Genomic DNA, 11,534 nt, shown 5'->3' with positions numbered 1-11,534 from the left:
GGGCTCAGTACTCGACCTTGTGCATGTATCGGCGGATGTCGAGATCGTGACCGGTCAGCGGCTCGAAGTGGTACGCGATGCGGGAGGCCACCGACGCCATGGCGATGTGGGCCACCTTGCCGCGGACCGCCGGGTCGATCCCGGGGAGGGTCAGCTTCGCCGGGTCCACGACGTAGTGCTCGCGGCCGTACCGGGAGAGGAAAGCGTTGACCCGCTCCGAGATCGGCCGCGTCTCGTCCTCGCTCATGAGGTGGATGACCCGCGTGCTGCGCGGGTCCACGATCTCGAACGGGCCGTGGAAGAAGTCGGCGCTGTTGAGGTGGGTGGACTTCTGCCGCTGCATCTCGACCAGGTAGCAGACCGACAGCATGTACGCCAGGCCCAGCAGCCGGCCGGTGCCCAGCACGAAGATGTTGTCGGCGTCGTAGAGCCGCGCCACGGCTTCGGCGGTGGCCCGCTCGGTCTCGTCCACGGCCGCGGCGGTGGCGTCGGGGATGAGGTCGAGGGCCGCCCGCAGCTCGTCCACCCCGTCCTTGAGGCCGTGGGCCTCCAGCAGGGAGCAGGACATCTCTTCCAGGAGCTCGTACTTGCCGCCGGTGGCGGTGCTCTCGCTGCCGTAGACGAGGCTGAACTCGGCGGCCCGCGCCAGCTCGTTGTCGGCGTCCCTGGCCACGCTCACGACCAGCGCGCCGGCCTTGGCGGCGGCCTGGGCCGCGGCGACGGTCTCGGGCGTGCCGCCCGAGTGCGAGGAGGCGATCACCAGCGTGCGCCGCCCGGTGCGGCCGAGGTGGGTGAGCGGGAACTCGCCGGCGTTGACGTTCTGCACGCCGAACCCGGTGGCCTTGGCGCCGAGCGACATGGTGGCGGCGACCGACGACGCCCATGACCCGCCGACTCCGGCGAAGAGCACGGTGTCGACGTCACGGCGCACCGCCTCGGCGGCGATCTCCTGAGTGAGCGCGCGCTGGCCCACGGTGGTGCGCAGAGTCGACGCGATGTCCGACGCGATGGGGCGCAGGGGCAGGGCAGGGGAAGGCATACCTATCCTTGAGCTGGTTGTTTTGTCCTAGTTCGACCTTGCGAGAACGTTCCCGCGTTGACGTCAACGCTGCCACCCCCAGGTCAGCGTCGGCCAGAGAAATTCAATAACGTTTGGGTAACCGTCTTGACGTGAGCGGTGTCACTCGTTCAAGGCGGGAGCGGAATCGCCCGTACCGTCAGCGCGTGCCGACCGGGCCAGCCTCATCAGCTTGACCAAGGCGACCACGCCGATGGAGGCCCACACCAGGTTCAGCCCCGCCGAGGGCCAGGCGTCGTTGTAGGCGCTGTTGACCATGAGGCCGACCGCGCCGCCCAGGTTGATGAGCTGATAGAGGAGCCCGTCGCCGTGCACCCGGGCGGACGAGACCAGGGCGTAACCGGTCAGGAGCAGGGCGGCGCCGAGCCAGCCGATGGCCTCGAGGAGAAGATCCATCAGGACATTCTGCGGATCCGCCGAGCGGAAGGGCAATCAACGGAAATCGCGGACACGCGTAAGGTCGGCTTCATGGACATCGACCCCCGGCGGTTACGCGTGCTGCGCGAGGTCCACCTGCGCGGCGGCGTCATGCGGGCCGCGGAGGCATTGCATCTGACCCCCTCGGCGGTCTCCCAGCAGCTCGTGCAGCTGGAGCGGGAGGTCGGGCTGGCGCTCGTCGACCGCTCGCAGCGCCGCGTCTCGCTCACCCCCGCCGGGCGGGTCCTCGCCGGGTACGCGGAGCGGGTCGAGGAGGAGCTGGCCGAGGCCAGGCGGGAGCTGACCCGCTTCACCGAGCGGCTGGCCGGGCCGGTGCGCATCGCCGCGTTCCCCACGGTGATCCAGCACATCCTGGTGCCGGCCCTGCGCGACCTCGCCGCCCGCCACCCGAGGATCGAGCCCGCCATCCACGAGGTCTTCGGGCCGCCAGCGCTGCAGGAGCTGCGGCTGGGGGAGGCGGACGTGCTCATCACCGAGCAGGACATGAGCCGGCCCGTGCTCGCCCAGCCCTCGCTGGCCACGCGCGCCCTGTTCGTCGACGAATATCGCGTCGTGGTGCCGCCTGACTGGCCGGAGCCGCCCCGGCACGTCTCCGAGCTGGCGGACGTGCCGTGGGTGGCGAGCGAGCCGCACCTCGCCTGTGGGCAGGCGCTCGACCGGCTGGCCGGGCTGCACGGGTTCGAGCCGCGCAAGCTGCACGTCATCACCGATTTCGCGCCGACGCTGGCGCTGGTGACCGCCGGGCGCGGGGTGGCGATCGTGCCCACGCTGGCGCTGCTGGACGTGCGGGAGGGCGAGGTACTGGTCAGCGACATCCGCGACGTGGGCGCCCGCCGGATCGACGCCGTCACGCGGGTGAGCCGGACCCGTTCGGGCGAACCCGACCCGGTGCAGGCCGTGGTCATCGCCGCCATCGAGCGCGCCACCGCCGAGCTGGAATCCTCGCTCAGCGCCCGCCTCGGCCAGCCCCGCGACGAGATCCCCGGCTGACCACCGCGGAGCGTGCCTGACTGGACAGCGAGGCGGCCGGCGCGGCAGGCGAGGGTGTCGCCGGGCAGCAGGCCGGCGTCGTGCGCGTCTTGCCGCGGAACGACTACGGAGTCCGCGCCGAGCGGCGAGATGCCGCCCGCTGTCAGTCGGAGACGCGGGGGCCGCTCATCTTGTCGAGCAGGCGGGCCAGCCGCTCGCGCAGCCCTGGCCGTTGCGGGATCTCGCCCGCGGCGATGCTCACCAGGTGCTGGGCGCCGTCGAAGCTGACCGGCGCGTGCTCGGGGACGGCGATCGCGTCGTGCGCCAGCCCGGCCAGCTCAGCGTCGCCGCTCTCCAGGGCCAGGATGGTGGCGCCGACGCGGCGGGCGTCGTCGACCCGCTCCAGGAGCGGGGCCGGCGCCTGCTGCCCGGCCACCACGAACAGCGTCTCGCCGCGCGTCGTACGCTCGATCCGCTCCAGCCCCACCCGGAGGTGGGCGGGGGCGCCGGCGGGCGGTGACCAGCGGACCAGGGTGGGCGCGAGCTGCGGCAGGCCGGACAGGCGGGCCTCGTCGGTGAGGTGCGCGGTCAGGTGCCAGGGCTCGTCGCCGGGCGTGCCCACCAGCAGCAGCCCGCCGGGGGAGCGGGTGGTGCGCAGCGCCCGGCCCAGCTCGCGGGTGCGCTCCACCCAGCCCGTCTCCGCGAGGACTTCCCGCAGGTGTGCGACCGCCCCTGAATCCATGGCTCCATCGTGCCTGACAGGTGCGTCCGGGGTGAGAGGTTTCGCGGTGACCTTCGTGCACCCCCGACGTGTCAGTCCTTGACAGCTGGTGGCGTCCGCCGCGCCGGGGGCGTGTGTGGGCGCTGATGGCGTGCTGGCATGATGCGTCGTATGACTGACGTGAGCGGGCTGAGCATCGGCATTCTGGGCGGCACCGGTGACCAGGGGAAGGGGCTGGCGCGGCGGTTCGCGCTGGCCGGGCTCAAGGTGGTGATCGGGTCGCGGCGCGCCGAGCGGGCGCGGGAGGCGGCCGAGTCCATCGGGGCCGGAGCCACCGGGGCGGAGAACGCCGTCGTGGCCGCCGAGTGCGACCTCGTGATCGTGGCGGTGCCGTACGACGGGCACAAGGCGCTGCTGGAGTCGCTGGCCACGCAGCTCGCCGGGAAGATCGTGGTCGACTGCGTGAACCCGCTGGGCTTCGACAAGCAGGGCGCCTACGCGCTGCCCGTCGAGGAGGGCAGCGCGGCCCAGCAGGCGGCGGCGGTGCTTCCCGAGAGCCGGGTGGTGGCGGCGTTCCACCATGTGTCGGCCGTCGTGCTGATGGACCCGGCGGTGGAGAAGGTGGACCTCGACGTGCTGGTGCTGGGCGACGACCGGGAGGCGACCGACACCGTGCAGGCGCTGGCCGACCTGATCCCCGGTGTGCGCGGCGTCTACGGCGGGCGGCTGCGCAACGCCTTCCAGGTGGAGGCGCTGACCGCGAACATCATCTCGGTCAACCGCCGCTACAAGGCCCACGCAGGCATCCGCGTCACCGACATCTGACGGCCTCCTCCGTACGACCGCGCCTCGGCTCGCGACCGTGAGCCGAGGCAACCGGTATCCGCCCTGAGGGACGCGCACGTCGTCGCGGACGTGGACAGATCCGGCAGCGCCGGACCAAGCGGCCGTCCAGGAGCTCACGAAGCGGAGGCACAGGTGACGCGCGCCGACCGGCCCTGGCCCAGTGACCTCGTCCGGAGGTGCAGGTGACGCGCGCTGACCGGCTTCGGCCCAGTGACCTTGCCCGGGAGCACGGGCTGTCCGCGCAGGCCGTGCGCAACTACGAGGATGACGGGATCCTGCCCCCGGCCCCGCGCGGTGACCAGGGGTACCGCCGCTACACGCCGGTCCACGCCCAGGCCCTCCGGGCCTTTCTGGCGCTCCGGCCGGGGTTCGGGCACCAGGGCGCGGCCGCGATCCTGCGGGCCGCCAACGCGGGCGACGAGGAGGCCGTCTTCCGCCTCCTCGACCAGGGCCACGCCGAGATCCTGCGCGACCGGGCCACGCTGGACGAGGTGACCGCCGCCCTCACCGAACTCGCACCGGCGGGCGACGAGCCGGTACGCGGGGCGCCGTCCGTGGGCGCCCTCGCCCGCCGGCTCGGCATCCACCCGGCCACGCTCCGCAAGTGGGAGAAGGCCGGGATCCTCCGCGCCGAACGCGACCCGGTGACCGGCTACCGCCGCTACCCGCCCGCCGCGGTACGCGACGCGCACCTGGCCCGCCAGCTCCGGCGCGGCGGCTACCCGCTGCGTCAGATCGCCGGGGCGATCGCGAACGTCCGGGAGGCCGGCGGGATCGGCCCGCTGGAGGAAGCGCTGAGCACCTGGCGCTCCCGCCTCCGGCGGCGCGGCCGGGCGATGCTCGACGGCACGGCCGAACTCGCCGCCTACCTCCGCCTGCGCGGCCTCTGACCCGGCTGGACAGGTCCTTTCGAAGCCGGTTCCGCATGAGACGCGGCCAATTTCCTGAATCCTCGGCCTATTTCATTCGGCCGGCGTTCACAGAAATGCGACACGGCGCCGGCAACGTTGTGCGCGCTTTGCGGCGGACTATATGCTCGGCGATCGTGAAACGACCTGCAACTGGTATTCGGAGGCGGTAGTGGGATCTCTGCAGAGAAATCTGATTCGGCTCGCCATGGTCGTGACAATGACCGCTTCCGGCATGATGACGGCCGGAGCCGGTATGTCGGCGGCCGACCCGGAACCCCAGGCGCCTTCTGAGCTGTCGCGCCTGCTGGGCGCCGACCTGGGCACGGTGTTGCACATGGTCCCCGGCGTCTTCTGCGGCAACCGGCTGGTCAACTACAACTCGCCTTCCTCTAATTCTCCCACGAAATGCGTCAACGGCGCAGAAAACAGCGGTAACTCCACCAACAGTGGGAATTATTACAGCGAGGGGGACCCCATCAACAGCGGCAACTTCTCGAACGTGAACGGCTCCACAGCGAGCAACAACGCGACCAACAGCGGGAACACGGCCAACGGATCCCAGTCTCTCGTGCGGTGACCCGGCGGCGGTAAGAGCGGGAAACATTGGAGTGTGAATGCATATGACTGGTCTTGCCATCGCCGGTATCGGACTGGCGTTGCTCGCGGCGGGGACGCCCGCCTCTCCCGCCGAGTCGGCGATCCGGCAGAATCCCGCGACGTCCAGCGTGGCTGAGGCGGGCCATCCCCTGGACAGGGGTAATTCCCGAAACAGGGGAAACTTTTGGAACAAGGGAAAGTCCGTCAACAGCGGAAACTTCGCGAACGTGATCGGATCCTACAAGTCCAACAATGCCTATGAGGGCAGCCAGAACAACGTCAACGGTTCGCAGCACATCATCGTGAGATCCAACAAGTGATGGAGGGCCGCGTCAGAGCCAACCGGCGTCTTCCGCGATGCGAATGGCGTCGATCTTGTTGCGGGCGCCCGTCTTGGTGATCGCGCCCGTCAGGTAGTTGCGCACCGTGCCGGGCGACAGGTGCAGGCGGGAGGCGATCTCCTCCGCCGAGGCGCCCCGGGCGGCCTCCTTGAGCACGGTCGACTCGCGCGGCGTCAGCGGGCTCTCGCCGTACTCCATCGCCGCCGACACCAGCTCGGGATCGAGCACCCGCAGCCCCGCCGCGGTGCGCCGGATGGCGTCGGCGAGCCGGTGGCCGGGCGCGTCCTTGACCAGGAACGCCCCGATCCCGGCCGTCAGCGCGCGGCGCACCTGGCCTGGCTGCCCGAGCGCGGTCAGCACGAGGATCCGGCACTCGGGGAGCCGCTCGCGCAGCTCGGCGGCGGCGGTGATGCCGTCGACGACCGGCAGGTCGATGTCCACGATCGCCACGTCGGGGCGGTGTTCCAGGGCGGCGGGCACGATCTCGTCGCCGCGCGTCACCTCGGCGACCACGTCGATGTCGGACTCCAGGCGCAGCAGCGCGGTGAGCGCGGCCCGGATCATGTGCATGTCCTCGGCCAGCATCACCCTGATGGCCGTCATGCCGGGACCTCCATCGCCAGCAGGAAGCCGCCCGTCTCGCCGCGCGCCGCGGTGAGGGTGCCGCCGGCCTGGGCGGCCCGCTCGGCCAGCCCGGTCAGCCCGCCCCCGAGGACGACAGGAGCGTCCGGGACGCCGTCGTCGGCCACCTCCAGGCGCACCCTCCCGTCACGGGCCGACGTGGTGATCGTGCAGGTGGTGGCGTGGCTGTGGCGCAGGATGTTGGTGACCGCCTCCCGCACGGCCCAGGCCAGCGCCTCGTCCGACCGCTTCGGCGGCGTCACGTCCGCCAGGTGGGCCTGGCAGCGCACCCCCGACGACTCCAGCAGCGCCACCGCCCGGTCCGTCTCGCCCGCCAGCGACAGCTCGCGGTAGCCGCGCGCCACCTGCCGCACGTCCTGCGCCGCCTCCCTGGCCACCTGGACCAGCTCCGTCACCTCGCCCCGCGCCGACGCGGGGTCGCGGTCGAGCAGCCGGGAGGCCAGGTCGCCCTTGAGCGCGATGGCGGTGAGGCTGCGGCCCAGCCCGTCGTGCAGGTCGCGGGAGATGCGCAGCCGCTCCTTCAGCACCGCCGCCTCGGCCAGCTCCGCCCTGGCCTCCTCCAGGTCGGCGGCGAGCCTGGCCAGCCGCACCAGCGTGTAGATCATGGCCCCGGTGATGGGCACGGCGAGGGTGAAGAAGAAGGACACGATGGCGAAGGGCAGGCCGAGCCAGGTCGCGGTCGCCCCGTACAGCGTCATCACCGCGACGAGCGGCCCGCCCCAGCGCAGCGGCAGGAGCACCAGCACGCTTCCGGCCAGCATCGGCGCCGCCACCGACGAGTAGCCGGACGGCAGCAGGAAGTCGGGCACGTAGGTGACCAGCGCCTGCAGCACCAGCGTGAGCGGGAACAGGGCAGGCCGCCCGCCGCGCAGCCCCGCCCGCATGTTCACGTAGTGCAGGGCCACGACCGTCAGCATCATCGCCGTCGCCATGAGCCCCAGCAGCGCGCCGAACTGGTAGTAGAGCAGCCCGAGCAGCGTGTAGGCGATGGCGACGCCGGTCAGCAGGCCGCTCGCCATGCGCCGGGCGGAGGTGGAGGTCACGACGTCAGATTATGAGCGCCTCGGCTCCCACCGGAACCAGAGCCTCAGGCTCACGACCCCGATCACGGTCCACGCGGCCAGGTTCAGCGCGGGCGCCAGCACCTCGCCGTGGCGCACCGCGGCGACCACGGCGGCGGTCGGCAGCAGGTCGAGCGCCGTCTGGACGAGGGACGGCAGCGGGATCGGCCCCATCGCCCCCGCGCCCACCCCGGCCAGCAGGAACACCGGCATGGCGAACGCGGCCGACAGCTCGGCCCGCGGGATCGCCGCCGTGTACGCGGCGGCCAGCAGCGCCATCACCGCCGAACCCGCCACGACGGCCGCCGCGAACAGCAGCGGGTCGTCCGGCAGCGGCACCCCCGCCAGGACCCGCACCGCCACCGCCGACAGCGCGACGATGACCACGGTCTGGGTCACGACGCTGGCGATCTGCCCGCCCAGGATCTGCCCGTCGGTCAGCTCGGTCGTACGCAGCCGCTTGAGCACGAGCTGGTCACGGCGCATGGTGAGGGCGACGACCATGGTCATGAACGTGGTGGTCGCCAGGACGATCGCGATCATGCCGTGGAAGAGATGGGCGACGTCGGCTGCGCCCGCGCTGGTGACGTTCCGCATCAGGACCGGCAGCCCGATGGCCAGGCCCACGGGCGTGACGACCGAGCCGAAGAGCATGCCCCGGTCCTTCCAGAACAGGCGGGTGCCGAGCCGGTAGGTCGCGGCGAGACTCATCGTGCGCTCCTGGGCAGGTCGAGGAAGAGGTCTTCGAGGGTGGCGGTGCGGACCTCCAGGCCCGCCAGCCGCAGGCCGCGCCCGGCGGCCCAGGTCAGCAGCGTCTGGGCGGCCAGGTCGGGGTCGTTGGCGCGGCATACGGCCAGCTCGCCGTCGAGCGAGACCGGCAGCGGCAGGTCATCGGGCCGCACACCGGCGGGCAGCCGGAACGCCACCCGGCCGCGCAGCCTGGCCAGCGTCTCGGCCATGCCGCCCGCGGCCACGACCGCGCCCTCGTCCATGATCGCCATGGCGGCGGCCAGCCGCTGCGCCTCCTCCAGGTAGTGGGTGGTCAGCAGGACCGTGGTGCCCTGCCGGGCCAGCTCGCGCACCACCTCCCAGGTGTCCACGCGCGCCCGCGGGTCCATGCCGGCGGTCGGCTCGTCGAGGAACAGCACGTCGGGCCGGCCAAGCAGGGCCAGCGCCAGGTCGAGCCGCCGTTTCTCCCCGCCGGACAGCTGGCGCACCCTGGTCGCCGCCTTCTCCTTCAGCCCGGCCAGCTCCAGCGCCTCCTCGCGGGGACGCGGCGCGGAGGTGAAGTCGCGCCAGGTGTCGACGGTCTGCGCCACGGTCAGGTCGGGGAAGAACCCCGCCTCCTGCAACATGACGCCGGTACGCTGCCGTACCGCCGCCCGGTCGGCCATCGGGTCGAGGCCGAGCACCCGCACCGAGCCGCCGTCAGGCCGCTGGAACCCGGCCAGCACCTCCACGGTCGTGGTCTTGCCCGCGCCGTTCCTGCCGAGCAGGGCGAAGATCTGCCCGGCGGGCACCTCGAACGAGACGCCCTTCACCGCCTCGAAGGCGCCGTAGCGCTTGACGAGCTCGTTCACCAGGATCGCTGTCATGCCTGCGACTCTTCCCGGCCGGGGCGCGCGGCGGCAGTGAGGAATTCACGACCTGCGGGAGAGCTTGAGCAGCGCGTCGGTCACCGCCTCCGGGTCGACGACCGGGTGGAGGTGGCGGCCGGGGACGCGGAGCACGGGCCAGCCGCGCCGCCGCGCCTGCTCCGCCACCGTGTCGTACGGCGGCCCGAACCACAGGAAGGAGCAGCGCACGGCGTCCCACCCGGCGGGCACCGGCACCGGGTCGGTGTAGAAGCCGAGCGGCAGCCGCGGCTGCTCGGCGACCACCCGGTCGCGCACGGCCGGGTCCGCGGGGAACATGGGCGCCACGTCCTCCTCGCTCCACCAGTCGGTCCAGCGCGGCAGCACGCCGTCATCCCCGGCCAGCTCGCGCAGGAACGGCAGGAAGTCGTCCTGCCCCGGCCTGACCAGCCCGCGCTCGGGCGGCAGATGGGCGTCGGCGAACACGCACGCCACCACCCGGTCGCCCAGCCCTTCCTTGATCACCGGCACGAACAGCCCGGCGTTGCTGTGGGCCGCCAGCACGATCCGGCCCCCGGCGGGCGTCGCGGCGCGCACCGCCTCCACGATCCGCGGCCAGTGCGGCGGGCCGCCCCCGGTGACTCCGGTCAGATCGGGCACCACCGCCTGGTGGCCCCGGCGCTCCAGCGCCTGGGCCACCGGCGCCCACGTGGACGGGCCCACGCTGGGGCTGTGTACGAGCACGAAGGTCATGCTCCACACCTTGCCGTACGCGCGCGCCCGCCCGCCGCGGTGTCAGCTCCTGGCGGATCCGCTCTCGGCCGGTGTCAGACGACGAGGGTCGGCCGTGACGGCAGGCGCTCGGTGGGGTCGTAGGCGTGCCAGGCCGCGGCGAGCGCCCGCACCGCCGCCGACAGCTCCGCCTCGGGGAACAGGAAGTGCAGCCGCATCCGGTCCGCGAGGCCGCCGAGCGGGTCGAAGGAGCGGCCGGGCGGCACCGCCACCCCGTGCCTGAGCGCGACCTGGGCGAAGGAGTCGGCGTCGCCGCGCGGCAGCCGGACCCAGATCGTCTGGCCGCCCCGTGCCGGTTCGAACGACCAGGACGGCAGGCGCGCGCGCAGCTCGGCGCACAGGTGGTCGTGGCGGGCGCGCAGGACCCGTACGCGGTCGCGCCTGATGTCGTCGAGGCGGTGCAGCAGCGCGGCGGCGGCGAGCTGGCCGACCACGTCGCCGCCGAGGTCGTGCACGGCGCGGAGCCGGGCGAGCCGGGCGGCCAGCGGCGCCGGCGCCCTGATCCAGCCGACGCGCAGGCCGCCCCAGACGACCTTGCTCAGCGACGCGATCGTGACCACCTGCTCGCCGGTGGTGTAGGCGGTGAGCGGGGCCGGTGTGTCGCCGTCGAAGCAGAGCTCCGCGGAGACCTCGTCGTCGATCACCGGCAGGTCGTGCTCGGCGGCCAGCGCGGCCAGCCGGCGGCGCGCCGGCCCGTCCATGACCGACCCCGTGGGATTGCTCGCGGTCGGCACCGTGTAGAGCAGCGCGGGCCGCTCCCGCACGGCCCGGACGAGGTCGACCGGCGCGGGGCGGCGGGCGGGTGGTTCTCCGGGGGAGAGGGTTTCCCGGGGGTCGAGGGTGACCGGGCGGATCGCGGCCGCGGCGTGGCGGAAGACCTCCAGGGCGCCGGGGTACGTCGGGGACTCGGTCAGGACCCGGTCGCCGGGCGACACCAGCAGGCCGGTCAGCAGGGTGAGCGCCTGCTGGGCGCCGCTGGTCACGATGATCTCCGCCGCGCTCGTGGGCACGCCGCGCCGCCGGTAGTAGGCGGCCACCGCCTCCCGCAGATCCGGCTGGCCGGCGGGCTGGTAACCCAGGTCGCGCATGCCCGCGAGCCGCCCGGCCGCCTCCTCGTACGCCTCCGCCAGCTCCGGCGGCGGCTCGTCCGGGGCGGCGCAGGTCAGGAGCGTCACCCCGTCGGGCGGGTGCAGGATGTGCAGCAGCAGCGGGTTCGCCGTCACCCCGTCGCCGGTGCGGGTGGCCGGCAGGTCGAGTTCGGCGACGCGGGTGCCGCTGCCCTGCCGCCGCATCACCCGCCCTTCCCGCTGGAGCAGCTCGTACGCGGCCACCACGGTGCCGCGGCCGACCGCCAGCCGTCTGGCCAGCACCCGGTCCGGCGGCAGCAGCTCTCCGGGAGGCAGCACGCCGTCGTCCACGAGCGCCCTCAGCCGGGCCGCGAGCAGCAGGTAGAGCGGCCCGCGCCCGGACGCCCAGCGGCCCAGCAGATCGACGAGATGGTCGACATTGGCCCCATTCATAGACCAATCTTGTGGGATTGGCTCTGATCTCGTGCGACTTTTCC

14 protein-coding genes are annotated in these 11,534 nt (G+C 72.9%); 5 read left to right on the top strand and 9 right to left on the bottom strand.

What is annotated here, in order from left to right; translation table 11 throughout:
• Window positions 1-4 precede the first annotated feature (4 nt).
• Both FR742_RS23225 and FR742_RS23220 read right to left on the bottom strand, forming a co-directional pair.
• Window positions 5-1,039: an SIS domain-containing protein gene (locus FR742_RS23225; protein ID WP_148032889.1), complete on the bottom strand. Its 1,035-nt coding sequence runs from the start codon at window positions 1,037-1,039 to the stop codon at window positions 5-7.
• Between the two features lie 141 nt (window positions 1,040-1,180).
• A complete protein-coding gene (locus tag FR742_RS23220; protein ID WP_148032888.1) occupies window positions 1,181-1,474 on the bottom strand; it encodes a hypothetical protein in 294 nt (97 codons plus the stop codon).
• A gap of 72 nt (window positions 1,475-1,546) precedes the next feature.
• Here FR742_RS23220 and FR742_RS23215 point away from each other — a divergent pair, with 72 nt between their 5' ends.
• On the top strand, window positions 1,547-2,506 hold the full coding sequence (locus FR742_RS23215; protein WP_148032887.1) for a LysR family transcriptional regulator: 960 nt from the start codon (window positions 1,547-1,549) through the stop codon (window positions 2,504-2,506).
• Window positions 2,507-2,648: 142 nt separating this feature from the next.
• Here the strand turns inward: FR742_RS23215 and FR742_RS23210 are convergent, their stop codons facing one another.
• Window positions 2,649-3,227 (bottom strand): hypothetical protein, encoded by a 579-nt coding sequence (locus FR742_RS23210; protein ID WP_148032886.1) that lies wholly within the window; start codon window positions 3,225-3,227, stop codon window positions 2,649-2,651.
• A 150-nt stretch (window positions 3,228-3,377) separates the two neighbouring features.
• On the opposite strand from FR742_RS23210, the gene npdG reads away from it, so the two are divergent.
• From npdG to FR742_RS23190, 4 genes are all read left to right on the top strand, one after another.
• Window positions 3,378-4,031 (top strand): NADPH-dependent F420 reductase, encoded by a 654-nt coding sequence (gene npdG, locus FR742_RS23205; RefSeq protein WP_148032885.1) that lies wholly within the window; start codon window positions 3,378-3,380, stop codon window positions 4,029-4,031.
• Window positions 4,032-4,234: 203 nt separating this feature from the next.
• Window positions 4,235-4,942: a MerR family transcriptional regulator gene (locus tag FR742_RS23200; protein ID WP_148032884.1), complete on the top strand. Its 708-nt coding sequence runs from the start codon at window positions 4,235-4,237 to the stop codon at window positions 4,940-4,942.
• 142 nt (window positions 4,943-5,084) lie between these two features.
• A complete protein-coding gene (locus FR742_RS23195; protein ID WP_222709027.1) occupies window positions 5,085-5,540 on the top strand; it encodes a hypothetical protein in 456 nt (151 codons plus the stop codon).
• 43 nt (window positions 5,541-5,583) lie between these two features.
• Complete coding sequence (locus FR742_RS23190) at window positions 5,584-5,880, top strand: hypothetical protein (protein ID WP_148032883.1); 297 nt, start codon at window positions 5,584-5,586, stop codon at window positions 5,878-5,880.
• A gap of 12 nt (window positions 5,881-5,892) precedes the next feature.
• On the opposite strand, the gene FR742_RS23185 is transcribed toward FR742_RS23190, so the two are convergent.
• The 6 genes from FR742_RS23185 to FR742_RS23160 form a co-directional block, all read right to left on the bottom strand.
• Window positions 5,893-6,504, bottom strand: a complete 612-nt coding sequence (locus tag FR742_RS23185) for a DNA-binding response regulator (RefSeq protein WP_148032882.1) — start codon at window positions 6,502-6,504, stop codon at window positions 5,893-5,895.
• Window positions 6,501-7,586: a sensor histidine kinase gene (locus tag FR742_RS23180; RefSeq protein ID WP_148032881.1), complete on the bottom strand. Its 1,086-nt coding sequence runs from the start codon at window positions 7,584-7,586 to the stop codon at window positions 6,501-6,503. Before FR742_RS23180 ends, FR742_RS23185 begins: the two co-directional genes overlap by 4 nt.
• A 9-nt stretch (window positions 7,587-7,595) precedes the next feature.
• Window positions 7,596-8,315, bottom strand: a complete 720-nt coding sequence (locus tag FR742_RS23175) for an ABC transporter permease (RefSeq protein ID WP_148032880.1) — start codon at window positions 8,313-8,315, stop codon at window positions 7,596-7,598.
• Complete coding sequence (locus FR742_RS23170; RefSeq protein ID WP_148032879.1) at window positions 8,312-9,199, bottom strand: ABC transporter ATP-binding protein; 888 nt, start codon at window positions 9,197-9,199, stop codon at window positions 8,312-8,314. The genes FR742_RS23175 and FR742_RS23170 overlap by 4 nt, the downstream gene beginning before the upstream one ends.
• A 45-nt stretch (window positions 9,200-9,244) precedes the next feature.
• Entirely contained in the window at window positions 9,245-9,931 is a 687-nt protein-coding gene (locus tag FR742_RS23165) for an alpha/beta hydrolase (RefSeq protein ID WP_148032878.1), read from the bottom strand.
• Between the two features lie 74 nt (window positions 9,932-10,005).
• Window positions 10,006-11,490 (bottom strand): PLP-dependent aminotransferase family protein, encoded by a 1,485-nt coding sequence (locus FR742_RS23160; RefSeq protein WP_148032877.1) that lies wholly within the window; start codon window positions 11,488-11,490, stop codon window positions 10,006-10,008.
• Window positions 11,491-11,534: the final 44 nt, after the last annotated feature.

It is taken from the genome of Nonomuraea sp. C10 (genome assembly GCF_008017515.1).
GTDB classification, from domain to species: domain Bacteria; phylum Actinomycetota; class Actinomycetes; order Streptosporangiales; family Streptosporangiaceae; genus Nonomuraea; species Nonomuraea ferruginea.
Note: the sequence above shows the minus strand (reverse complement) of the source record. Positions and strands in the feature narration are given on the sequence as shown.

Coding starts and splice junctions, on each gene's coding strand:
- FR742_RS23225 (WP_148032889.1), bottom strand. CDS start 1,039: ATGCCTTCCCCTGCCCTGCCCCTGCGCCCCATCGCGTCGGACATCGCG.
- FR742_RS23220 (WP_148032888.1), bottom strand. CDS start 1,474: ATGGATCTTCTCCTCGAGGCCATCGGCTGGCTCGGCGCCGCCCTGCTC.
- FR742_RS23215 (WP_148032887.1), top strand. CDS start 1,547: ATGGACATCGACCCCCGGCGGTTACGCGTGCTGCGCGAGGTCCACCTG.
- FR742_RS23210 (WP_148032886.1), bottom strand. CDS start 3,227: ATGGATTCAGGGGCGGTCGCACACCTGCGGGAAGTCCTCGCGGAGACG.
- npdG (WP_148032885.1), top strand. CDS start 3,378: ATGACTGACGTGAGCGGGCTGAGCATCGGCATTCTGGGCGGCACCGGT.
- FR742_RS23195 (WP_222709027.1), top strand. CDS start 5,085: ATGCTCGGCGATCGTGAAACGACCTGCAACTGGTATTCGGAGGCGGTA.
- FR742_RS23190 (WP_148032883.1), top strand. CDS start 5,584: ATGACTGGTCTTGCCATCGCCGGTATCGGACTGGCGTTGCTCGCGGCG.
- FR742_RS23185 (WP_148032882.1), bottom strand. CDS start 6,504: ATGACGGCCATCAGGGTGATGCTGGCCGAGGACATGCACATGATCCGG.
- FR742_RS23175 (WP_148032880.1), bottom strand. CDS start 8,315: ATGAGTCTCGCCGCGACCTACCGGCTCGGCACCCGCCTGTTCTGGAAG.
- FR742_RS23170 (WP_148032879.1), bottom strand. CDS start 9,199: ATGACAGCGATCCTGGTGAACGAGCTCGTCAAGCGCTACGGCGCCTTC.
- FR742_RS23165 (WP_148032878.1), bottom strand. CDS start 9,931: ATGACCTTCGTGCTCGTACACAGCCCCAGCGTGGGCCCGTCCACGTGG.
- FR742_RS23160 (WP_148032877.1), bottom strand. CDS start 11,490: ATGAATGGGGCCAATGTCGACCATCTCGTCGATCTGCTGGGCCGCTGG.